Consider the following 20,311-nt stretch of genomic DNA (forward strand, 5'->3'; position numbering starts at 1 on the left):
TGATCTGGATCGCCTTCTCGGCGTCCTTGAGTGCCTCGACCTTGAAGATGCTGCACCCGCCCCAGCAACTCAAGGACGGGGTTCGCAAGTGGACGACAGCCAGAGCGTCGGGTCGTGGCGGGAACTCGGCAGTCATTTCGGCACCGCCGTGGTGCTGGCCGGGGGCGTACTCGTCGGCGCCGTCAACATTTACCTGGCCGCGAGCCTGCTGCCAACGGCGGTCGCGGACATTGGCGGTGTACGCCTCTACGCAGGGAACATGACCGTTTATGAGAATCGGGGCAGGGGGCCGCGCGGCGCCATCCCGGAGAAACGGGACCGGGTCGCCGCCCACTGGAAGAAGATCGTGCGCCTCGCCTTTCCCGGCGGGCGCTGACAGGCGAATGCCGACACGCGCCAAGGTGGCGTTAGGCGGGCTGCGGGGCGGGCGTTGCCGGAGCGGCCGCGACCTTGCGGGTCTCGCGCATTATCAGCAGGCCGTTGACCACCATCAGTGTCGCGGTCAGACCGTGGACGCCGAGCGCGGTGGCCACGGAGCCGTGGTGGGCCAGCACGGTGGCCATGTCGCCGTACGCGGCGAGGGCCTCCACCAGCAGCACCCAGCCCAGCGCCCGGCGGTGGCCCGTCACCAGCAGGATGCCCAGGACCAGGGCCAGGACGACGTCGCGGATTCCCTTGATGATCAGGAAGCCGCCGCCGTCGCCGGACGGCCAGCTCGGCAGGCCGAAGCCCGGCGCCGTCGTCTCCGGGCTCAGGATGAACTCCCCCCCGAACCAGAGGATGAAGAGGATGAAGGCGGCGGCCAGGACGGTGTTGATCTTCTTCAGCGACATTGTTCTTCTCCTTGCGAGTCTTCGTCGGCTTGGTGAGCTTCGCGGAGCTTGCTGAGTCGTGTGGGGCCTGATCAGGCCGCGCGGACGCGGCTGATCGAGGGGCGTAGTTTGTCGGGATCGCAGTTGTGGGATCTGAGCGGCAGCCGCATTCCCGAATGTCGGGATTTCGGTGGCCGGCTGCCGCCCGGGGAGTGGGGATTGTGCGCCACCGGCGCGGCGTCGGCCCGCGGGGTCAGTAATCCGAAGCCCTGTCGGGCTCATCCCGACGGGGCGAAAGCCGTCGACATACAGGGGTGAACCAGGGCATGCCGGGGCGGCTTTGGTATCAGGCGAGGGGGGCGGCCAGCTGGGCGAAGGCGGCGATGATGACAACGACGCGGACGTGGTGGAGGCGGTCCCAGCGGTTCATCTGCTGCTTCCAGTCGGCGGGCCGGTTGTCAGGGGTCCACGTCTCGCCCCGGTTGTTGATCGGGACCAGCAGCAGGATCGGCATGATCACGCTGAGGATCAGCAGCGCGCCGGCGGTGACGACGAGGCCGGGATGAACTGGTCGCTTGAGCGCCCGTTACGCCCGTGGACGTGGCAGAAGAGCCGCTCTGCCGAGCACGGCGCGTCCGAGCGCAGCCACGGTGACACGTCGACGGCCAGGACCAGCCGGCCGTCCGGAGAGCGCGGCAGTGGCAGCCCGGCCAGCAGCACACGCAGCCGGTCGACGTCGATGCGGCCCCGGTTGAGATCGCCGTACGGCCCGCCGTGCCCCCGTCGCCACCGGAGGATCGACACTCAGGCCGAGGATTTCGGCCAGGAACTGCGCCGAGGCTTGCGGGTCACGGGCGGGGACGATGGTGTGATTCGGTTCCACGGTCACAGTGACTCCTTTTCGGGGACGGGGCTACGCGTGGTGGGGTGCTCGGCGGCCTCGGCGGCCTCGGCGGCCTCGGCGGCCTCGGCGGCCTCGGCGGCCTCGGCGACCCGGCATGGTGCATGGATGCGTGACTGCCCGGGGGAAGGCAGGGCTTCTCCGGCTGCCCTCCTCCGGCTACAACTGCCGTGTCATACGTCGATCTGCTCGAAGATGTGCGGGTACGAGACGATGTCGTCGGGGAACTCGGCCGCCATGCGCTGGAACTCCGGGCTGACGAATGCCGTGGCGAGCGCCTCGGTCGACTCCCAGACCGCGACATTCATCAGAAGCTGACTGTCCGCCGTTCCCTTGTGCATCTGCAGGGAGACGAATCCCGGCTGAGCCTTCATGAACTCGGCCTGCCTCCGAAAGAGGGCCAGGAACGATTCAGTCCTCTCCTTCGGGACGAAGAAGGTGTTGGCCAGGACGATGGGCCCGGTCTTCGCCTTGAACTGCGCGAACATCGGCGTGTGCGGGTCGAGACTCTGCAGCTTGGCCATTCTCGGCACTTCCTCTCGCTGTCGGTCAGTGGGTGTCGCTGGCGCCCGCGTCCTGGGGATACCAGCGGAGTTCGAGGGTGTTGGTGTCCGGGTCCTGGATGTAGATGGAGGTGGCGGTGCCGCACTTCGGGCGCACGGCCGAGCGGTTGCGGCTGACGACAGGGCGGGTGAGCCCGCGGGCTCAGGTGAGGGCGGCGGCCAGCAGGGCGAAGGCGGCGATGATGACGGCGACGCGGACGTAGTGGAGGCGGTCCCAGCGGTTCATCTGCTGCTTCCAGTCGGCGGGCCGGTTGTCAGGGGTCCACGTCTTGCTCCGGTTGTTGATCGGGACGAGCAGCAGAAGCGACATGATCACGCTGAGGATCAGCAGCGCGCCGGCGGTGACGACGAGGCCGGTGCCGTGGTGGTGCCATCCGGCGATGGCCCGGACCGCGACAAGGGCGAGCGAAGTGAGGTACCAGACCGGCATCACGGCGCCGAGCATCCGGCCCCCGTGGGCGTGGCCGAGTTGGCCGCTGTCCTCCGGGAGTGCGTTGAGGATCGGGTTGATGACGAAGGCGACGGAGAACTCCACCCCCACCATCACGCCGACGACCACGGTGGTGACTACCTCGAGTGCGTTGAGCATGACGACCCTCTTGGAATCTAGTGTTGCTAGCTGATGAGGCAACGCTAGTACTGCTGCCGCTCGTCTGTCTAGCGATGCTAGGATCGAATCATGTCGGTACAGGAACGCAAGCAGCGCGAACGGGCCGAGCGCGAGCGCCTCATCGTGGCGACAGCCCGCGAACTCGCCGAGCAGCAGGGCTGGGACGCGGTCACCACCCGCCGGCTCGCCGAGCGCATCGAATACAGCCAGCCCGTCCTCTACAGCCACTTCCGCGGCAAACGCGAGATCATCGGCGCCGTCGCCCTCGAGGGCGCCGCCGAGATGGCCGTGGCGGTGCGGGCCGCGGCCTCCGCCGCGAACAGCCCGCGCGAGCGGGTCGCCGCCCTCGCCCGTGCCTACCTCGACTTCGCCGCACGCAACCCGGCGGTCTACGACGCCTTGTTCCAGCTCGACGGCGGCCTGGCCTTCGCGGACGAGGACACCCCGGAACCTCTCAAGGACGCCTTCGCCGCGCTGCTGGAGAGCCTGGGCGAGGTCGCCGGGGACGGCGTCGACCCGGGGCTGTTCACCGAGGTGTTCTGGGCGTCCCTGCACGGCCTGGCGACCCTGACCCGGGCGGGACGGCTGCCGCCGGAGGACGCCGAGCCGAGGGTGGAGCTGCTGGTGGACCGGCTCGCCATGGTCTGACACACCATCCCGGCGGGCACGCAGCCGGGCCCTCGGGCCCCGTCGCTGCCTGCCTGCGGCATCGCTTCCGGTCACTCGCGTCCACACGGCGCAGCCGCAGATCGCCGGGCCCCGTACCCCAGACGGGCACCCGCCCCGGAAGCCCGCGAGTGGGCGATGCCCGGCGTCCATGCGAAGGCCAGACGGGCCCGGTCAGGTGGCGGGCGGCGGTCGGTTTCCGTGCGGGTGCAGGCGGTCGGTGAGGAAGGCGAGGATCTCGTCGCGGGCGCGGACCGTGGGGTGGCCGGCCTCGTCGACAAGATGGGCGGTGACGACGCTGTGCGGGGTGCTGACCAGGTCGGCGAAGAAGGGCGGTGGGGCCGGGTTGGCGGCGCTGTCCGGGAGGACGCGCCCGTCGAAGGCGTCGCCGATCAGCGCGCGGTAGGCGGCGAAGCGCTGCCCCGTGCACCAGCGGTCGCCCTCGAAGCGGTAGGCGAGGACGGTGCGGGTCCCGGCGCCGGACCGGGTGCGCTGCGGGTCGGGGTCCTGGCGTACCCGGACTGCTTCGCGTCCGAAGTGTTCGGCGTCCCCGACCTGTTGACGATGGCCGGGCATGTCGCCGGACCGGACGCGCCCCGCTACCGGGTATCGGTCGTCTCGCCCCGCGGCCGGGTCATCGCCTCGGGCGGCGCGAGCCTGGAGGTGCGTCCCTTGCGCGAGGTCGACGTCCTCGTGGTCCCGGGCTTCGAACTGCGCCCGGGCACGGACCTTGACGTGCGGCTCGCCCGGCTCGCCCCCGAGATCGCGGCGATCCGCGCGCAGGCCGCCGCCGGTACCGCCGTCGTTTCCCTCTGCGTCGGCGCGTTCCTGCTCGCCGAGGCCAGGCTCCTCGACCGGCGCCGGGCCACCACCTCCTGGCTGCATGCCGGCGAACTGGCCAGGCGCTGCCCGGACGCCGACGTGCGGCCCGAGCACCTGGTGGTCACCGACACGGGGGTGACGACCACGGCCGCCTTCAGCGCCATGTACGACTTCGCGCTGGACCTGATCCGCCGACACAACGGCGCCCGGGTGGCCCGCACCACCGCACGGTTGGCGCTCGTCGACGACGCGCGGACCTCCCAGACCCTGTACGTCGACCCGCGGCTCCTCCCGCAGCCCGGCCGGGAATTCTCCCAGCGGGTCATGCGGCGGCTCGACCAGAACCTCGCCGAGCGGTACGACCTCGCCGCGCTCGCGGACGCCTTCCGGGTCAGCACCCGCACGCTGCTGCGCCGCTTCGCCGAAGAGACCGGACGCAGCCCGCTGGCCCACCTGCAGACCTCCCGGGTCCGCCGCGCCCGCCATCTTCTGGAGACCACCGACCGCACCGTCGCCGCCGTCGCCGCGGCCGTCGGCTACCAGGACCCCGGCACCTTCGCCGCCCTCTTCGCCCGCCACACCGGCCACCGCCCGAGCGCCTACCGGGCTGCCTTCCGCCGCATGGCCCGGGCGTCCGCCCCGGACGGCGGCGTCTAGGTGTCTTTCCGATCATCGGATCGTTGGTCCGGTTGTGAGGGATGGGGAGATTTCTGAGCCGCGTGGGCGGTGATCGCGCCGTTGCTGCCGCCCGTGGGCCTGGCTCGTGGCCGGTGCTGGACAGCACCGGATACCCAGATGCTCACCCCGGCCTCTGACCTGCTGCGTAATGGAGCCGTGGTGAGGCCGGGCGGCAGTCGGGCGGCCGAACGGCTACGGCGCGGCTGGCGCCTTGGCCTGCCCGGCTTCGACCTTCGCCCGACACTGGCGCACGGCGGGCCAGCGATGCGGCATTGGGTTCGGTGCCGCCGTGGCACGACACGCGGAGGTCGTGGGGAAGGCGGCGGGGGACCTGTGGGTGTTTGCGGAGCGCTCCGGATTGACGCTGCCGAGTACTGCCCTGTTGCTCCGCCCATCACTGCGGACGTCCCGAACGGCAGCTGATCGACAGCGCGCCCTGGGAAGCGATGCCGCACCGGGCGCGGCGATGACGGATTCACCATCACGACCAGCAGCCACAGCTACCCGATGCGCGCCGGCCACGCTCCGCCCGGTGACTGGCAGCGCACGGGCAACCAGCTATTGCCGTCCTACCCGAGGACCTTCCCTCGCCGCCACCCCGGCGAGGAGGGCGGACGAGAGCCGCCCGCACACCGGCGGCATGGAGGGCTCGATGGCCGTCCACGCGACCTGGAACCAGGCGGTTGGCGCTTCAGAGCCAGCTCGCGAGCCGGCTTGTTCGTCGCCTTGATCACCGACCTGCCCAGTGGCTTGATCATTACCTTGTTCATGCGCGCGCCACATGCCATGAGCCGTGATCACAAGGGTTCGGCGATGTGACATCCCGCGGGTGCCAGAGGCCTTGACGGCTACTGACCAGGAAGTAACCATTCCGCTTACGGTTCGACAATGTCGACCCTGGTTCGACCTGCGGACCGGAGCGAGAAAGGTTCAAGCCATGCGTCTGCGCACCCGCCTCCAGATTTTGACCGCTGCCACCGCCGCAGCGGCCCTGGGCATGATGGGCCTCACCGCCACGGCTCATGCCGACGTCACCGATATCTCCCCGGCGGGCGCCAACGACTGGTCGTGCAAGCCCAGCTCGGCGCACCCCGAGCCGGTTGTCCTGGTCAACGGCACCTTCAAGACCATGGCCGAGAACTGGGCCACGCTGTCACCGAAGCTCGCGGAAGACGGCTATTGCGTGTTCGCCTTCAATTACGGGCATGCCGCCACCGACCCGATCGCCGACTCGGCGGCCGAGCTGCGTGACTTCGTGAACGCCGTACTCGGGTCGACCGGCGCGAAGAAGGCGGACCTCGTCGGGCACAGCCAGGGCGGGATGATGCCGCGGTACTACATCAAGTTCCTCGGCGGTGCGACCAAGGTGGACGACCTCGTCGGCATCGTGCCGTCCAACCACGGCACCTCGAACCCGCTGGCCCTGGTGGCCGGAGCCACCGTCTGCCCGTCCTGCGTGGACCAGACCGCCGGCTCCGACCTGCTCAAGAAGCTCAACGCCGATCCCGAGACACCCACGGGCCCGGAGTACACGCAGCTCGCCACCAAGTACGACGAGGTCGTCGTCCCCTACACCAGCTCGTTCCTGAGCGGCCCGGCGGACCATGTCACCAACGTCCTCCTGCAGGACAACTGCCCGCTCGACACGACCGAGCACGACCAGGCCACGAAGGACCCGGTCGTCGCGCAGTGGGTGGAGAACGCCCTGGGCCGCAAGGGCCCGGCCGACCCGGGCTTCCAGCCGCACTGCGTCGGCTGAGTGCGGCAACCGAGCGAAGCGACTGGCTGAAGCGCGGCTTTGCGCGGGACCTCGACGGTGTTCGCCTGCTCGGCAGCGAGCTTCCGCAGCCGCCCCAGTTCCTCGCGCTCCGCGCTCGTCAGTTCCCCGGGCCGCCCTCACCACGGTCGGCACGGGCCTGCCGGTACCAGCTCCGCAGCGACTCCGGGCTCACCCCCAGCTCCCGGGCAACCTCAGTCACCGTCTTCCCGGAGCAGTCGACCAGCGCGACCGCGTCCCGCTTGAACTCCGCCAAGTACCGCTTTGTGCAGTTACCTCCCACCTGGCACTGCTTTCCCTGGGCTCACACGTCCCAGTGTCCAGGTGTCCAGGTGTCCAAGCCGAGGGGGGAACTTCAGGCCGCGATGGTATTCCGGTCGGGTTCGATGCCGTCTTCGGTGAAGAAGGAGGCGTGTTCGATGCCGTCGATGCCGGCTGCGACGGTGTCAGCGATTCCTTGGGGACCGTGGGCATGCGCGGTGACTGGCCTGCCGTGCGCGTGGGCTGTTCGCGTTGCGGCTGCAAGTTCGTCGAGTGTGTACTGCGACTGGTGCGGCCCCCATCCGGGAGTGATCACGCCGCCGGTTGCCATAATCTTGATTACGTCGGTGCCGTGTGCAATGCGGTCCTTGACTGCGGCCTGCATGGCCGTGATGCCGTCGGCTTCGCCGCCCAGGGACAGCAGTGCCCGCGACGCCGCGTGATGGGTGGCCCTGCGGCGAGAATCTCCGGTCCTGCCTCCGTCCCGGCCGTGTAGTGGTCACGAAGTGATACTGCGAGGTGATCACGATCGCCGAGGTCTCGTACGGTGGTGACACCTGCCCGCAGCTGTTGCCCGGCGTGGACGGGCATGCGTGCCAGGGTCGTGTGGGCCTCTTCGTCTGCTATCGCCTGCTTCGATTTGTTGTCGGGGTCGAAGGCGAGGTGTACGTGAGAGTCGATCAGCCCAGGCAATAGCGTGGCATCACCGAGGTCCAGCACGCTCAACTCCGCGTCGATACCGGCCTGCAGATCTACTTCGCCGATCCTCACAGCCCGTGGCAGCGCGGCACCAACGAAAACACCAACGGCCTGCTCCGGCAGCACTTCCCCAAGGGCACCGACCTGGCCCGGCACACGCGCGGCGACCTCGACGCCGTCGCTTCCGCCCTCAACTCCCGCCCACGCAAGACACTCGGCTGGCGAACTCCGGCAGAAGCCCTCAACGATCACCTACTCTCGCTACAGAGCAGCGGTGTTGCAACGACCCCTTGAACCTGAGCAATACGCCTCGAAGGAGTTCGCACAGGTCTGCGCGGAGCTTGGTGTGATCAGATCGCGCGGCGCAGTGGGCACGAGCGCGGACGACGCCGCCGCCGAATCGTTCAACGCGACCATGAAGCGCGAGACGCTCCAGGGCAGAAAGCGCTGGTCAGGGGCCCGCGAAGCCCGTCTCGCGGTCTTCCGATGGGCGACCCGCTACAACACCAGAAGGAGGCACTCCAGCATCGGCCAGATCAGCCCCACAGCCTTCGAACAACGATCAGTTGCCCTGACCACCGCCGCATGACAACCGGTGTCCACGATCCCGGGTCAAGGCCCGTTCTTGGTACTGCTCGCAGCCGGTCATGGTAGCTACCCGGCTGGTGTGGCGGTAGTGGCCAAAAGGGCAGGTCCGGGCGGGTGTTGGTCCTGGATGCGCGCTGCCCCCGCGCCGGGTGGGGGTGCGGGGGCAGTGTGCGGAGCCGGTGGGGGTCAGCCGGTGGTGTTGCGGCGGCGGCGGGAAATCGCGAATCCCGCGCCCGCAAGGATTGCTGCTCCGCCGGCGGACAGGACGATGAGGGCGGTGTTGGATCCCTTGTCGTCCTTGGCGGCCTGCGCCTGGTTGTTGCTGTGGTCGGCGCAGTTCTTGGTGGGGCCTGCCTTGACCTCGATGGTGGTGCGGCCTGCGCCTGCGTCCATGACGGGGTCGTTGGGGTGGCCGGTGATCCTGATTTTGTAGGCGCCTGGTTTGGCGTCGCAGCGCACCTGTGCCTGTCCGGTGGACTGCTTCTTGTCGCGGGTCAGCTTGAGGGGCTGCGCGAAGGCAGGGGATTGGGCGGTGAGGGTGCCGTTTTTCGAAATGGCGCTGAGTTCGGGTAGTGCGGTGACGTCGATGTTTTCGCCGGGGGCGAAGGGCGAGGGCTTTCGGTAGGTGTCGCCCTTGCTCATTTTGTGGGTGGTGCTGGTGATGTGTAGTTCGCTGCCGTCGTCGTAGTCGTCGGCGTCGTTGCAGTTCTTGCCGGTTCCTGCTGTGACCTCGATGGTGGTGGTTCCGTCACCGGCCTTCATGGAGGGGTCGTCGTCGTGTCCGGTGATCTTGGCCTTGTAGGTGCAGGGTTTGGTGTCGCAGCGGATCTTGACCTTTCCGACGGATGTGTTCTTGGTGGTGGTCAGCTTGGCGGGGTGGGAGAAGGCCGGTGATTCGGCGGTCAGGTTGCCGTCTTTCGACATGGCGACAAGTCCTGGCAGTGCGGTGACTTCGACCTCTTCGCCGGGGTGGAAGGAGGAGCTCTTGCCCGTGTTGTCGGTGGCGCTCGTGACCGACAGTTCGCCGGAGTTGTCGTCTGCGAGTGCGGTTCCGGCGCTACCGGCGGTGAGGGCGGTCAGGAGGGCAGCGGTGGTGGCGAGGGCAGCGCGTGATGGGGTCATCGTTCCTCGGGTCTGTGAGTACAGGATGCGGCTGTGTATGGGCAGATGGTCACAGGGCCGGGAAGGTTGCCTACTTCTTGGCGGCGCGGAAGAGTTTGAAGGCAAACTTGCCGAAGGCGGGGGCGTAGGAGATGCGGTGGTTGGGCCCGCCCTTCCCCAGTCCGCCGAGGCTGCCGATGACACGGCCGGTGCCCGTCCTCTTGTTGTAGCCGACGACCCAGGGGCTTCCGGAGGTCCCACCGTAGAAGCCGGCGCAGCTCATGCGCGTCTGCTTGTATCCGGCGAGCTTTTGGGTGGAGGTGCGGCAGAAGATGGGGCGTCCCTTTTTGTGGTGCTTGCAGTTGGGGTAGCCCATGACGGTGACCTTGTGCTTGAAGCCCTTGGCTGCGGTCGGGGTGAGGGCGGCTTTGGTGGCCTGCTGCGCCTCTTGCCCTTGCTGTTGGTTTCCAGGCGGGCGAACGCGTAGTCGTAGCTGGAGGTTCGGTTGTTCTTGGGATTGTTTTTGTCGCGGAACCAGCTGTTGACGGGGAAGTACCCGTAAGGGGCCTTGTTCTTGGCGGCTCCGTTGCGCTTCGGGATGAAGGCGCTTTTTGTGCTGCCGAAGGTGCAGTGTGCTGCGGTCAGGGCGACGTCTTTACGAGGGCTGTTGATCACACTTCCTGAGCAGGACCGGCGCTTGCCATTTTTTCGTAGATGAACGTGCCGACGGTGCTGGTACCCCTGAAGTAGGAGGCTTTGTTCCCCTTCAGCTCGGCGGCACTTGTGGGCGCGGCGCCTTTGGAGGTTTCGGGTGTGGCTGCGGCCATCCGCTTGGGCGTCCAGTAGGCAGCTGCGGCCTTGGCGGTCCACCCCTTTCCGGCGTTGACCTCGGTGACGGAGGGCGCGGGGGTCTGTCAAACGAACGGCTCTGTCCCGTAATCGGTGGTGACCCAGCGTGACCGGGGTCGTTGACATCCCATGTGAGATGTCAACTCCCTTGTGGAGACTGCGTTTTCGGGGATATTGGCGCTGGCCGTCGAGGATGTGACGGACGAGGGCGAGGTGATCCGCCCCTCGGCGCGGACGCGGGAGACGCCGGTGCCGTGCCCGATGTGCGGGACACCGGCCGTGAAAGTGCATGGCTTCCACAGGCGCACGGTGGCGGACGTGCCGGTGGACGGCCGGCGGGTGGTGGTGTCGGTGCAGGTGCGACGCCTGGTCTGAAGTCCGTCACGGCCCGGTGCCGACCGAGAAGACTTTGATGACCCGCGACGCCGCCCTCGATCAGCTCAGACACATCGCGCGTGAGAGGGCATTTGGTAGGCACGTCGGGTCTGACCGGCTCATTCGGGCAGCGCTGGACGCGCTGATTGCTGGGGTTGAGAGCCCGTCCCTCGCCATGCCGGCTGGCCTCCTCCGGAATGAAGAGCCCGAAGAGCCAGCGCTCTTCGACCAGGTGCTGGAGGAGCTGGGACTGCTCTTCCACCCGCCTGCGGACCCCCGGGCCGCAAAGTGGGCGATGGCCTACTGGATCGCCGGTCAGATCGCCGACGGATCCCTCGATCCAGCAGCCGGCACTCACCTCATCTGGGCAGACGTCGCCTATGACCTCGGCTACCCCGCCGAGCTGGAACCACTTGTGCACTGCGCACACAACCTGGACGGCTGGGAGAAGAGCTGGGGCGTCTCCTTCGAGGAACTCAGCAGGGAAGCGCTCGAGGCGGGGAAACAGTTCTTGAACGAGCGGCCGACAGCAGAGAGCTGACAGCTTGTTTTTGCCACCGGGATTGGGCCATCTCCCCTCTGAACCTCTTACTCAACGTGGCCGCGTCACAGAAGTTGAGCCAGAGCCACGACTGCTCGATAAAGCCACACACCCCTTGATCTGACGGCTCCTGCCGTATCCGTGGACATCTCCGGCTTGCGGGCCCGCGGCAACGACGTCATCTCTGCCGGAATGATTGCGACGTGGGCGTATACGTACTCCAGCATCGACAGCGCCCGCAGCATCGGCAGGCGGGGGCCGTCACTCTCCCCGCCCGGGCGCCTGAGCGTACGGGCCTGCCAGCTCTACCAGGACGGCGGCAGGTGCCAGCCGTCATCTCCAGTGCCCGCCCGTGACGGTCACAGCTCTGCCTCCACCCCAGCCGGCGGCCGGGGTGGAGGTGAGTGTGGGGTCGGTTGCCGACCAGCGGATTTCGTCCAGGCCCACGAGCTTCCCGCGCCATGCGTTACCTGCACACGCGCGCGGCCCGCCTCACTCCTTAGCGGCGTTGAGCGTGTCCCGCACCCGCGTGACCTCCCGCGGGGCGTCCTCCACGGGCCAGTTTGCGCTCAGTTCCTCCAGCATGGCGCGATGGTCCTCGATGACCTCTTCCCACATCAGCCCCCATGCCGCAGCGGCTTGAACCTCTACCTCGGGGCAGCGCGTTGCCCGGACGAGCGCGTCCACGGAGTTGGTCCCCGGAGACTCGTCCAGCAGTTCCAGTGCCCTGACGCGGTCGTTCAACGGCACGTTCTCGTCGCAGGCGACATTCCCGAGCGCCTCGACGAGCCGTAGGTCAGCCTCCTCTGCGTCCTCGAACACCGCTTCCACCGCATCGAGAGCCCGCTCGCGAACGTGATCGCTCGCGGCGGCCTCCACGACCTCGGCCAGCAGGGACGGCTCTTCCGCCGCCACGACGTCCAGCGCCGACAGTGCGGTGAGGTGCTTGGCCTCGGACCCGTACATGGGGCTGAGCTCGGCCGGTGAGGGAGGCTGCCGCAGCACCTCCCGGATGCGGTCCAGGACGAGTGCCCTCTCCGGTTCACGTACTTCCTCGCCGCCCCGCTTCACGGCGCCGTCGGGACTCCACCAGTGGTCGAGGGCGATGCCCACGGCCGCCTGGTCGTCGCTTTCGAGCAGCGTGCGAAGCGCCTGGTGATACGACGCGTCCACCGTGGCAGCCCGCAGCCTTTTGTGAGCGCGATACAGGTCCGGGTCCGCCAGCCGGTGTCCTTTCCAGTGGACGCTGTGCGGCTTGCCGAAGATCAGATCAATGGGGTTCTGGCCCCAGGGGTGCTGCGGAGGCCGGCCGTCCCAGCTTTCGGCAACTTCCTCCATGATGGCGCGGTGCCGATCCAGGCCTCCCGTCCTGACCAGGAAATAGGACGCGTGGGCCTGCACCTTCGGCTCACCCTCGCGGAGCGCCCGAAGGAGAATGTCGTCCGCGTCCGCGCCGAGGCTGTCGGCCAGGACGCGGATCGCTTTCTCCTTCGTGAGGTAGAAGCCGACGGACGGGTCGAAGATCAGGTCGCCCAGGGCGGCGACGAGCCTCTTGTCCTTCACCTCGGCCTCGTCGAGCACTCCGTAGGCCGTCCAGATGGCCTCCTCGCGCACCGCGTCCGAGTCCGTGCGTGTGAGAACGTCCAGCAGGAGGTCGGCGTCGCCGGGCTCGGCGTGCTGCGCCCCGATCATGTTCAGGGCGCTCACCTCGGCGGAAGACATCGGCCGCCGTAGCACCTCACGAGCGCGGGCCAGCACCTCGGGCAGGTAAGCCTCGGCACGTTCCTCGTCCTCCAGGACACGACGCAGCCCCTCCGAGGACTCGTAATGGTCGAGCGCGATGCCCACGGCGACCGGGTCCTCGCTGCGGAGCAGGGTGACGAATGCTTGCAGGCAACCCTCGTCGCTGAGCGGGAACCTCAGCTCGTCATGGGCCTTCCGGAGTACCGGATCGTCCAACTCGGTGTCTTTCCAGTAGGTGCTGTGGAAGCCCTCGAGCGCTTCGCGAAGATGCTGGGCCTCCCAACCCGCGTCCTCCGGCCAGGACTTTGCGAGCCGCCTGACGCGGTCGCGGTGGACGCGGAGCCGCAGGGGCGTCGCGAGACAAACCGCCGCGTACACCTGGAGTTTCCGTTCGGACGACTCACTGAGACGGACGATGAGGTCTTCGACCTCCGGGAGATCGAGATCGTCCAGGGCTTGCATCGCGTCCTTGCGATCCCGCACATCAAGGCCCTCGTCCAGCACCATGGCGGTGATCAGCGCAAGCAGCCGCCGGTTCGGCTCCTCGCCTTCTGCGAGGACGGTGCCGGCCGCGAGAAGCGCCATCTCCCGCACACCAGCGTCCGTGGCGCTTTCGATGGCGTCGGCGATCAAGTCCGCGTCCTCCTCCTCGGCGAGATGCCACAGCACGGTGAGAGCGCTCGCGTGGCTGTGACCGGACGGAGGGTGCCCGAGGAGGTCTCGGGCGGCAAAGCGCACCTCGTTGGCCAGTGGCCAGTAGGGGTTGTCCACACCCCACCTGGTGTCCGCCTGTGCCGACTGGTAATCGTCCAGAGCCTCGCGGACGACGTCGATGTCGTCGCTCTCCAACCGGGCGCTGAACTCGTCGAGGCGGGAATTCTCATCGCCGCTCACGAGACCTCCTTCGTAATCATCTCTTCAGGTTGGCAGAGCCGTCCGGGCCATGTCTCCGCATTTTCCGATCACCCCACCCTGACACCACGCTCCAGAGCCCCTGCCCCGACCTGTGAGAAACCCACTAATGGCGGTTTCCGTTCCGATTCACTCCGAGCCGGCTCCCTGGAAGTGGCGGGGTTCCGAACTCGGCGTGCGCAACCGCGGCGGCGTCGGGGTGGTGCTGGGCCTTCTCGTAGGCTGCCAGGGCCGGTAGAGGCTGGCCAGGGAGGGGTTCTGGCCTTTGCGCTTGCCGGTGGGGATGATCAGGTCCTTACCGATGGATTCCACGACTCGCCGACGGCCTTGCGGCGCAGGACGGTGTGGATCATTTCGTCGGTGACGACGGTGGGACGGCCGCCGTGCTTGCCCTTGCGGGCGACGGCGTCCCGGCCCTCCAGGATGGTCTCGCGTTCGGTCTCGGCCATGGCGGCGAAGAAGGCGAACAACATCTTCCCGGGTCCGGCCGGGTAGTAGATCCCGGCGAGCGGTCTGGCGAGCATCTCCAGCATCAGGCCGTGAGCGGTCAGGTGGTCGGCCAGCGCGGTGAGTTCGGCAGCGTCGCGGCCCAGCCATTTCATCTCGTACACCGTCAGGATGACGCCGCAGTACGGTGCGTGGGCCTCAATCTGCCGGGCGATCGCGAGGGCGTTCTCGGACTTGGGGCGGACCTTGACGCGGGTGGAGACCAGATCGAGGACGACCCGACCACAGCCGCGCGATGAACCTTGGTGCAGGGTGTCACGCTTCGTGCTCGCAGAAATGAGTAGTTCTGAGAGACCACAGACCCCCCACCGGACCATGTCTGGTTCGTCCGCGATCTTCGTTTTCATCACCTCCCGCAAAACGGCTTTCGCGCAATGCCCCTCGCGATAGCTTCTGCGACATGCCCCAGCTCGCCGAACCGGCCGTTAGGGACTGTTGCGAAAGTGATGGTTGCAGCCATTCGTTGAGGACCGCGACCAGCACTGTCGCCGCGCAGGTCGGCCTCTCAGGTGCCTATCGCCGGTGACGAACGCGGGTGATGAGCCAGGTACCTCCGACGATCAACAGCGCGAAAACCGCGAGCCCGGCTCCCTGCGCGGCCAGCAGCCAGAGGCGGTCGCGCAGGGACATCGTGCCGGTCAGGGTGACCTGCAGCGAGCCGACGGCGAAGGCGATGGCAGCGGTGAAGACAGCGACGAGTTCGACGGCGCGTATGGAAGACATCTGCATGGTCTGTTCCAACTTGACGTTGGCAGCTTCCTGTTGCTCCCACCGCCGCAGATACTCCGCGTCGCGCTGTGCGCGCAGGTGCCCTTCCTGGATCGCCTCCCGCTTGGCGAGGTACAGCTGCTGCATCACGTCATGACTGAAGGAGGCGGACCCGGTGAGCAGCACGAGCGCGGTGTCGACGCTGCGGAGGGCGGCGTCGTGCAGTCCGCACATGTGCAGCCCGGTGGCGAACCGAAAGTGGAACATATGGTCGTGGGGATACGCGGCAACCGCCTCTTCGGCGTGCATGCGCAGCATTTCTGCCTGGGCCTCGAAGGGGACGGCGAATGCCAGCCCGTGTAGGCAGATGTCCACCACGCGCCGAGTGCGGCGGGTGGAGGACCATGCCTGATGGAAGAGATCGGTGGCGTGTTCGATGGTCAGGGCGCGGCTACCGAAGGCGGCAAAGGACTGCAAGGCCACGAAGAGGGGCCGTTGGCGGTGAGGCCCGGCGGCCATGGCGAGGGGCGAGGATTGGAGAAAGCTGTGCAGTTCGTCGAAGCAGTGGCCCGCTCGCAGTTTGCCGGCGTGGTAGAGGGCGACGAAGAACGCAACGTCGGACGAGGCCTCTCCGAGACCAGCGATCTCCTGGACCACTTCGGTCAGTTGAACCGTGGATTCGATACTGCCCCGATTGATGAACGCGAATCCCAGGCTCCACTGCTCAACGACCGCGGAACGGCATTCGGCCACCACGTGTCCAGTAATCCACCGGGCGCACTCGGCGGCCGTTCGAATCGATGGGTGACTCTGGAACCGCTGGCGCCAATAGCGGTCGGCGCACACGAAGAAGGGGTCCGTGTCGAAGTCGGAGGAGTGGATCTCGAACGAGGGCGGAGTCCCGGCGTTCACCAGCGCGGCGGACACCTCGTCGCAGACACGGCCGAAGTCCCTTGCCTCCAAGCCACGTGCCCCGGTCAGTTGCGCCGAAACCGCTGTGGCATCCATGCTTCCCCCTTGCCCTGAGTAATTCCACACGCCGCGTTCGCCATCGGAGCCGCACGGCTCGATCCACCCCCTCGAACATACAGGTGGGGACGCATCCCACGGCTTGGAGCCCGGTTCCTTCCCACCCTCAGGACATCGTTGTAGCAGGCGCGTTGAAGACGGTTTTCGGCGAGATCGACAGTCCTCTCCGCGTTCGAGTCGTCGGCCAGCCCGGGACATGTGTCCCGGAAGAGTCGGGACACGGATCTCTGGGAGCGGGCCGCCGGTTCGGCCAGTGTGGAGTGGTGATCAAGACAAGTGTGAACAGGATGACCGGCCCCGCCGGACGCGCCGCAGTGCGCCTGCGGTTGCCCGGGGGGACGGCCAGCCGCCGCGCTCCGCTGTTCTGGGCGGTCCGTGCCGGACTCGGTTGGGCCGTTCTGTTGCTCGTGGAAGCCGGATGGCCGCTGAGCGATCCGCTCGACACGGTGTCGCACCTGCCGTTGCCTTGCCCGCACTACCTGCTGATCGGGGTGACGGTGGTGCTGGCGGTTCTCCCTCTCTCCGTCATGCCCCGCTGGCGCTTCCATGTGCACCGCTGGGAGGTCGCGTCGGTGGCCGTCTACACGCGGACAGGCTGGCTCAACCAGGAGCGGCGGGTCGCCCCCGTGTCGCGCATCCAGACCGTGGACACCCAACGGTGGCCGCTCGCCTCCCTCTTCGGCCTGGTCGACGTCACGGTGACGGCCGCGTCGGCCCGCGGCCCGGTGCGGATCCATGCACTGGACCAGCACGTCGCGGAACGGCTGGTGGAGGAGCTCACCGTCCAGACCGCCGAGACCCCCGGAGACGCCACGTGAAGGCCCATGCCACTGCCCCCGCCGAGGGACCACCAGCGAAGGACACCGAGCAGGAACCCGCGTGGCGGCGGCTGAGCCCGCGCATGCTGGCGGTCCACCCCCTCCACGAGGCCCTCCGTTTCCTGCCGGTAGTCCTGGGCGTCTTCCTCTTCGGCCGCGATGGCGAGAAGCCCTGGGGCCTCATCGGTCTCGTGCTGGCCCAACCACCCGTTCTCGCGGGCCGTATGGGCTGCCGCGAAGCGGTTGGCGCAGTCCGTCTTCTGGATGGCTGAGGAGAGGTAATTGCGTACTGTCTTCTCTGAGGGGTGCACCCGCTTCGCGATGGGCGGGATCGGCGACCCGTCGATCGCCGCTGCCGCACACCCGCGCGCCTGGCCCACGACGTGCAGATTCGAACACGGTGGTACCGCCGTCCCCGCGGCCACCCACCACGCCGGGCCGCAGAGGCGGTAACCCTTGGGGTGTCTGGATGGGTGTAGAGGGCCTCGCATCACGGCTGTTGGGCACGGGGGAGTGCGCGCCTGGCGCGGCAAAGGCATGCATATGTCAATGTCTTGTCACACTAAAATGTATTTCTTCCGCCAAGAGCTGAAGAGCCGTCACAGTGTGGGGGCCCGGCCAAACCGGCCGGGAATCCGGTTTCCGGCACCCGTAGGTGGGTGCCGTTTGCAGGGGGTTTCGTGCTCCTTACCGCTTCACGCATCGCCGCCGCGCTCGTCGGCTCGGCCGCTCTCACCGCCACCGCGGCCCTTCCGGCCGTAGCGGCCGGCCACGGCCACCACTCACCTGACCCGCACCGCTCGGCGGTGGTGCTCGGTGCGATCCAGTACGACAGCCCCGGGCGGGACGACCGTTCCCACCGGAGCCTGAACGCCGAGTGGGTCACGGTGAAGAACACCGGCCACAGGGCGGTCAACCTCCGCGGCTGGACTCTCTCCGACCGTTCCGGCCACACCTACCGCTTCGGCAACTTCCGCCTGGGCGGCCACTCCAAGGTCCGCGTCCACACCGGTATCGGCCGCGACAACCGCTGGGACGTCTACCAGGACCGCCGCGCCTACGTCTGGGACAACGACCGTGACAGCGCCACCCTGCGCAACGATCATCGCAGGGTCGTCGACTCCGAAAGCTGGGGACGCCACGGCCACTGACCGCCCCTGAACCATCAGTTAGACCTGGTCGCTTGCACCGGTCGTACCGTGCGCCGCAGGGTCCGGAACCTGCGGCGCACCGCTATGTCTCGTCCACCTATGTCTCGTCCACCGGCCGAGCCGGCCGGCCGTCGACCGTCGTCGACATGCTGCTCTTGGACATGAACGACGTCAGAACCGAGTCGTCAGAAGACCCACCTGACCCTTGTCTCGATCAGCTGCGGCTCACGGCCGTCTGCCACGCACGACAGTGCCTCTCGTACGGCAAGGGCGCCCAGGCGGATGAAGACCATCTCGCAGGTTTCGGTGTAGTGCCAGCGCAGGGAGCGCACGATGACCCGGGCGCTGACCGGCGGTCCCAGGTAGGCGTCGGGGTCGTCGGTATCTGCTGAAGCCAGCTCCTGCATGATGCCTTGGGTCAGATACTCCTCGAACTCCGGCGCCGGTTCAGGCTGAGCGGTACAAGCAAATTCGATGGAGGGCGCCATCCCGGCGGATACCGGCTCGAAGTCCAGCTCCACCTGTCCGAACGTCGGTACACACGCGCCCCACGTCGGCGGGGAGTGCACTTTTACTCCGCGTATGGGGCGAGGCAGCGAGTTGGCCGGCCTGGTAGTCATGGCGGGCACCGTACGAGTGGTGATGCCCCCGGCGCCACCGACTTTCCAGGGTGCGGCGGGCTGACCTCTGGCAGCGCACGTGAGGTGCGCTTGCCCTACTCCAGCATGCGTTCCACGTCATCAGGAACCCAGGGAAAGGGAACGTCGGGCCATCGCATGGAGGCCCACGCGTCGACATCGACGGCGAGCACGGCATCAATGAAGACCTGCGGCGGTCGGTAGCCGTGGGCGGTGATGTAGTGCGTGATGAGGAACGGAGCGGCATAGGCGATGCCGGGCTCGCCCGGGATCCGCACCTCCCCGTTCCCCTTTGGAGCCTCTTCCTCAGGACACAGGTCGCACTCGTGCACGCCCAGGCAGACGTTCATCCACTGGACTTCCTGAACAGCCTTCAGCGTCTCCACGAACGTCGTGGGGACCGTTCCTGTCGAATACGGCTTGCCGGCCTCCAGCCACCCGATGTTCAGGCGGGTGTACGCCGGCCGGTACCAGAGCCCGTAGAAGCACGATTCCCTGTCCGTGAACGCATCATCGTCCATGTAGTCGTACTTGCTGAGATCTTCGTAGAACACCCGCACATCATCGCCGCACCGCTTCATTGAGGCGGAGGCTGGAAGGGGGGGCATCCGGGGCGCTGGACTAAAGGCTGTCCCGTCGTGGGAGGTGGGCGTCAGCCAAGCTTGAGTTTTAACCTCCACCCGGTTACCAGGAGGCGCTGGGTGGCGTGAACGGCTACGAGCAGGTCCGGCTGTGGTGGAACAAGAGCGGGCCGGCTTGGTGATGACGGCCGCCGTCGAGGCCCCGCGCTGGGGGCCCGACAGCGAGTGACGTCAGGCGGACCGGCTGACGCCGTCGAAGTCGGTGGAGGCCGACAGCTCGGCCCATGCCAGCATGTCGCGCTCGAAGGCGTCGCGTCCGGCCTGGACGAGCTGAAGCGCGTCGGTGCCGAGCAGCAGGCGCGTCGGCGGCTGGTCGGCCGCCACGATTCGCAGCACCGCGGCCGCGGCCTTGTCCGGGTCGCCCGGCTGGTGCCCGCTGCCGTGGATGCGCCGGGCGCGCAGCGGCTCGAACAGCTCGTCGTAGTCGGCGATCACACGGGGTGCGCGGATCATCGAGCGGCCGGACCAGTCGGTCCGGAAACTGCCCGGCTCGACGGCGGTGACATGGATGCCGAAATCGGCGACCTCCTTGCCGAGCGTTTCGAGGATGCCCTCCACCGCGAACTTGCTGCCGTGGTAGAAGCTGAGGCCCGGCATGGTGATCAGCCCGCCCATCGAGGTGACGGCGATGATGTGGCCCGAACGGCGCTCCCGCATGTGCGGCAGCACGGCCTTGATCACCGCCACGGTTCCGTAGACGTTCACCTCGAACTGACGGCGAAGGTCATCCATCGACGACTCCTCGAAGAGGCCGTCATGGCCGTACCCGGCGTTGGCGACGAGTATGTCGACCGGGCCCAGGTCGCGCTCGGTCTCGTCCACGACCGTGTCCACCGCGTCATGGTCGGTCACGTCCAGGATGCGGGCGTGCGCGTCGCCGGCGAGCGCCTCAAAGGCCCGGGCGTCGGCGGGCGTGCGCAC

At 67.8% G+C, this 20,311-nt stretch carries 23 protein-coding genes and 6 pseudogenes; 11 read left to right on the plus strand and 18 right to left on the minus strand.

All coding sequences use genetic code 11. The features are described from left to right. Window positions 1-88 precede the first annotated feature (88 nt). A complete protein-coding gene (locus AB0D04_RS30480; protein ID WP_362709730.1) occupies window positions 89-376 on the plus strand; it encodes a hypothetical protein in 288 nt (95 codons plus the stop codon). 31 nt (window positions 377-407) lie between these two features. Here AB0D04_RS30480 and AB0D04_RS30485 read toward each other — a convergent pair whose 3' ends face one another. The 6 genes and pseudogenes from AB0D04_RS30485 to AB0D04_RS30510 all read right to left on the minus strand — a co-directional run bounded on the left by AB0D04_RS30485 (window position 408) and on the right by AB0D04_RS30510 (window position 2,865). After that, window positions 408-833 carry a DUF4267 domain-containing protein gene (locus tag AB0D04_RS30485; protein ID WP_362709732.1) on the minus strand — a complete coding sequence of 142 codons (426 nt, stop codon included), beginning with the start codon at window positions 831-833 and terminating at the stop codon, window positions 408-410. Between the two features lie 325 nt (window positions 834-1,158). Continuing rightward, window positions 1,159-1,371 (minus strand): annotated as a pseudogene (locus AB0D04_RS30490) (DUF1772 domain-containing protein); the annotation flags it as partial. Continuing rightward, a pseudogene (locus AB0D04_RS30495) lies at window positions 1,371-1,598 on the minus strand (transposase); the annotation flags it as partial. The pseudogenes AB0D04_RS30490 and AB0D04_RS30495, both read right to left, overlap by 1 nt. A 7-nt stretch (window positions 1,599-1,605) precedes the next feature. Next, window positions 1,606-1,701: pseudogene (locus AB0D04_RS30500) on the minus strand (VOC family protein); the annotation flags it as partial. 185 nt (window positions 1,702-1,886) lie between these two features. Next, complete coding sequence (locus tag AB0D04_RS30505) at window positions 1,887-2,237, minus strand: antibiotic biosynthesis monooxygenase family protein (RefSeq protein WP_362709735.1); 351 nt, start codon at window positions 2,235-2,237, stop codon at window positions 1,887-1,889. A gap of 181 nt (window positions 2,238-2,418) precedes the next feature. Then, complete coding sequence (locus tag AB0D04_RS30510; protein WP_362709738.1) at window positions 2,419-2,865, minus strand: DUF1772 domain-containing protein; 447 nt, start codon at window positions 2,863-2,865, stop codon at window positions 2,419-2,421. Window positions 2,866-2,955: 90 nt separating this feature from the next. On the opposite strand from AB0D04_RS30510, the gene AB0D04_RS30515 reads away from it, so the two are divergent. Then, complete coding sequence (locus AB0D04_RS30515) at window positions 2,956-3,534, plus strand: TetR/AcrR family transcriptional regulator (RefSeq protein ID WP_362709740.1); 579 nt, start codon at window positions 2,956-2,958, stop codon at window positions 3,532-3,534. Window positions 3,535-3,726: 192 nt separating this feature from the next. On the opposite strand, the gene AB0D04_RS30520 is transcribed toward AB0D04_RS30515, so the two are convergent. Continuing rightward, on the minus strand, window positions 3,727-4,128 hold the full coding sequence (locus tag AB0D04_RS30520) for a hypothetical protein (protein ID WP_362709743.1): 402 nt from the start codon (window positions 4,126-4,128) through the stop codon (window positions 3,727-3,729). On the opposite strand from AB0D04_RS30520, the gene AB0D04_RS30525 reads away from it, so the two are divergent. Both AB0D04_RS30525 and AB0D04_RS30530 read left to right on the plus strand, forming a co-directional pair. Continuing rightward, window positions 4,117-5,031 carry a helix-turn-helix domain-containing protein gene (locus AB0D04_RS30525; RefSeq protein ID WP_362709746.1) on the plus strand — a complete coding sequence of 305 codons (915 nt, stop codon included), beginning with the start codon at window positions 4,117-4,119 and terminating at the stop codon, window positions 5,029-5,031. The genes AB0D04_RS30520 and AB0D04_RS30525 overlap by 12 nt on opposite strands. Window positions 5,032-5,989: 958 nt before the next feature. Beyond that, on the plus strand, window positions 5,990-6,811 hold the full coding sequence (locus AB0D04_RS30530; protein ID WP_362709748.1) for an alpha/beta fold hydrolase: 822 nt from the start codon (window positions 5,990-5,992) through the stop codon (window positions 6,809-6,811). Window positions 6,812-6,929: 118 nt separating this feature from the next. Here AB0D04_RS30530 and AB0D04_RS30535 read toward each other — a convergent pair whose 3' ends face one another. The 3 genes from AB0D04_RS30535 to AB0D04_RS30545 form a co-directional block, all read right to left on the minus strand. Continuing rightward, window positions 6,930-7,085 carry a transposase gene (locus AB0D04_RS30535; protein WP_362709751.1) on the minus strand — a complete coding sequence of 52 codons (156 nt, stop codon included), beginning with the start codon at window positions 7,083-7,085 and terminating at the stop codon, window positions 6,930-6,932. 99 nt (window positions 7,086-7,184) lie between these two features. After that, on the minus strand, window positions 7,185-7,475 hold the full coding sequence (locus tag AB0D04_RS30540; RefSeq protein ID WP_362709753.1) for an amidohydrolase family protein: 291 nt from the start codon (window positions 7,473-7,475) through the stop codon (window positions 7,185-7,187). Beyond that, window positions 7,430-7,915, minus strand: a complete 486-nt coding sequence (locus tag AB0D04_RS30545; protein WP_362709794.1) for an amidohydrolase family protein — start codon at window positions 7,913-7,915, stop codon at window positions 7,430-7,432. The genes AB0D04_RS30540 and AB0D04_RS30545 overlap by 46 nt, the downstream gene beginning before the upstream one ends. Here AB0D04_RS30545 and AB0D04_RS30550 point away from each other — a divergent pair. Then, window positions 7,808-8,083: pseudogene (locus tag AB0D04_RS30550) on the plus strand (IS30 family transposase); the annotation flags it as partial. The gene AB0D04_RS30545 and the pseudogene AB0D04_RS30550 sit on opposite strands and share 108 nt — an antisense overlap. Before the next feature lie 7 nt (window positions 8,084-8,090). Then, window positions 8,091-8,378, plus strand: a pseudogene (locus tag AB0D04_RS30555) (integrase core domain-containing protein); the annotation flags it as partial. 185 nt (window positions 8,379-8,563) lie between these two features. On the opposite strand, the gene AB0D04_RS30560 reads toward AB0D04_RS30555, so the two are convergent. Both AB0D04_RS30560 and AB0D04_RS30565 read right to left on the minus strand, forming a co-directional pair. Next, the gene (locus AB0D04_RS30560) at window positions 8,564-9,499 is read right to left on the minus strand and encodes a hypothetical protein (RefSeq protein WP_362709756.1); all 936 of its coding nucleotides are present in this window, start codon (window positions 9,497-9,499) and stop codon (window positions 8,564-8,566) included. Between the two features lie 70 nt (window positions 9,500-9,569). Beyond that, window positions 9,570-9,854: a hypothetical protein gene (locus AB0D04_RS30565; RefSeq protein ID WP_362709759.1), complete on the minus strand. Its 285-nt coding sequence runs from the start codon at window positions 9,852-9,854 to the stop codon at window positions 9,570-9,572. A 623-nt stretch (window positions 9,855-10,477) separates the two neighbouring features. On the opposite strand from AB0D04_RS30565, the pseudogene AB0D04_RS30570 reads away from it, so the two are divergent. Beyond that, a pseudogene (locus AB0D04_RS30570) lies at window positions 10,478-10,699 on the plus strand (transposase family protein); the annotation flags it as partial. 40 nt (window positions 10,700-10,739) lie between these two features. Next, window positions 10,740-11,243: a hypothetical protein gene (locus AB0D04_RS30575; RefSeq protein WP_362709761.1), complete on the plus strand. Its 504-nt coding sequence runs from the start codon at window positions 10,740-10,742 to the stop codon at window positions 11,241-11,243. Between the two features lie 492 nt (window positions 11,244-11,735). Here AB0D04_RS30575 and AB0D04_RS30580 read toward each other — a convergent pair whose 3' ends face one another. The 3 genes from AB0D04_RS30580 to AB0D04_RS30590 all read right to left on the minus strand — a co-directional run bounded on the left by AB0D04_RS30580 (window position 11,736) and on the right by AB0D04_RS30590 (window position 16,121). After that, window positions 11,736-13,880, minus strand: a complete 2,145-nt coding sequence (locus tag AB0D04_RS30580) for a hypothetical protein (protein ID WP_362709762.1) — start codon at window positions 13,878-13,880, stop codon at window positions 11,736-11,738. A 305-nt stretch (window positions 13,881-14,185) separates the two neighbouring features. Then, window positions 14,186-14,752, minus strand: coding sequence for a recombinase family protein (locus tag AB0D04_RS30585; RefSeq protein WP_362709764.1), 567 nt, complete (start codon window positions 14,750-14,752; stop codon window positions 14,186-14,188). Between the two features lie 166 nt (window positions 14,753-14,918). After that, window positions 14,919-16,121, minus strand: coding sequence for a hypothetical protein (locus AB0D04_RS30590; protein ID WP_362709769.1), 1,203 nt, complete (start codon window positions 16,119-16,121; stop codon window positions 14,919-14,921). Between the two features lie 428 nt (window positions 16,122-16,549). Here AB0D04_RS30590 and AB0D04_RS30595 point away from each other — a divergent pair, with 428 nt between their 5' ends. The 3 genes from AB0D04_RS30595 to AB0D04_RS30605 all read left to right on the plus strand — a co-directional run bounded on the left by AB0D04_RS30595 (window position 16,550) and on the right by AB0D04_RS30605 (window position 18,111). Then, window positions 16,550-16,960: a PH domain-containing protein gene (locus tag AB0D04_RS30595; protein WP_362709772.1), complete on the plus strand. Its 411-nt coding sequence runs from the start codon at window positions 16,550-16,552 to the stop codon at window positions 16,958-16,960. Beyond that, on the plus strand, window positions 16,957-17,232 hold the full coding sequence (locus AB0D04_RS30600; protein WP_362709775.1) for a hypothetical protein: 276 nt from the start codon (window positions 16,957-16,959) through the stop codon (window positions 17,230-17,232). The genes AB0D04_RS30595 and AB0D04_RS30600 overlap by 4 nt, the downstream gene beginning before the upstream one ends. 408 nt (window positions 17,233-17,640) lie before the next feature. Beyond that, window positions 17,641-18,111: a lamin tail domain-containing protein gene (locus AB0D04_RS30605; protein ID WP_362709777.1), complete on the plus strand. Its 471-nt coding sequence runs from the start codon at window positions 17,641-17,643 to the stop codon at window positions 18,109-18,111. Window positions 18,112-18,296: 185 nt separating this feature from the next. Here the strand turns inward: AB0D04_RS30605 and AB0D04_RS30610 are convergent, their stop codons facing one another. From AB0D04_RS30610 to AB0D04_RS30620, 3 genes are all read right to left on the minus strand, one after another. Beyond that, window positions 18,297-18,632 carry a hypothetical protein gene (locus AB0D04_RS30610; RefSeq protein ID WP_362709778.1) on the minus strand — a complete coding sequence of 112 codons (336 nt, stop codon included), beginning with the start codon at window positions 18,630-18,632 and terminating at the stop codon, window positions 18,297-18,299. 194 nt (window positions 18,633-18,826) lie between these two features. After that, on the minus strand, window positions 18,827-19,303 hold the full coding sequence (locus AB0D04_RS30615; RefSeq protein ID WP_362709781.1) for a hypothetical protein: 477 nt from the start codon (window positions 19,301-19,303) through the stop codon (window positions 18,827-18,829). 258 nt (window positions 19,304-19,561) lie between these two features. Next, window positions 19,562-20,311: oxidoreductase (locus tag AB0D04_RS30620; RefSeq protein ID WP_362709783.1), on the minus strand; the 750-nt coding region annotated here is incomplete at its 5' end.

The organism is Streptomyces sp. NPDC048483, from assembly GCF_040651455.1.
Taxonomy (GTDB): Bacteria; Actinomycetota; Actinomycetes; order Streptomycetales; family Streptomycetaceae; genus Streptomyces.

Excerpts from the sequence above, each read along its gene's own strand:
- AB0D04_RS30585 (WP_362709764.1), bottom strand. The coding sequence starts at position 14,752 with ATGAAAACGAAGATCGCGGACGAACCAGACATGGTCCGGTGGGGGGTC.
- AB0D04_RS30530 (WP_362709748.1), top strand. The coding sequence starts at position 5,990 with ATGCGTCTGCGCACCCGCCTCCAGATTTTGACCGCTGCCACCGCCGCA.
- AB0D04_RS30515 (WP_362709740.1), top strand. The coding sequence starts at position 2,956 with ATGTCGGTACAGGAACGCAAGCAGCGCGAACGGGCCGAGCGCGAGCGC.
- AB0D04_RS30510 (WP_362709738.1), bottom strand. The coding sequence starts at position 2,865 with ATGCTCAACGCACTCGAGGTAGTCACCACCGTGGTCGTCGGCGTGATG.
- AB0D04_RS30565 (WP_362709759.1), bottom strand. The coding sequence starts at position 9,854 with ATGGGCTACCCCAACTGCAAGCACCACAAAAAGGGACGCCCCATCTTC.
- AB0D04_RS30505 (WP_362709735.1), bottom strand. The coding sequence starts at position 2,237 with ATGGCCAAGCTGCAGAGTCTCGACCCGCACACGCCGATGTTCGCGCAG.
- AB0D04_RS30590 (WP_362709769.1), bottom strand. The coding sequence starts at position 16,121 with ATGGATGCCACAGCGGTTTCGGCGCAACTGACCGGGGCACGTGGCTTG.
- AB0D04_RS30560 (WP_362709756.1), bottom strand. The coding sequence starts at position 9,499 with ATGACCCCATCACGCGCTGCCCTCGCCACCACCGCTGCCCTCCTGACC.
- AB0D04_RS30525 (WP_362709746.1), top strand. The coding sequence starts at position 4,117 with ATGGCCGGGCATGTCGCCGGACCGGACGCGCCCCGCTACCGGGTATCG.
- AB0D04_RS30540 (WP_362709753.1), bottom strand. The coding sequence starts at position 7,475 with ATGCAGGCCGCAGTCAAGGACCGCATTGCACACGGCACCGACGTAATC.
- AB0D04_RS30485 (WP_362709732.1), bottom strand. The coding sequence starts at position 833 with ATGTCGCTGAAGAAGATCAACACCGTCCTGGCCGCCGCCTTCATCCTC.
- AB0D04_RS30575 (WP_362709761.1), top strand. The coding sequence starts at position 10,740 with ATGACCCGCGACGCCGCCCTCGATCAGCTCAGACACATCGCGCGTGAG.
- AB0D04_RS30520 (WP_362709743.1), bottom strand. The coding sequence starts at position 4,128 with ATGCCCGGCCATCGTCAACAGGTCGGGGACGCCGAACACTTCGGACGC.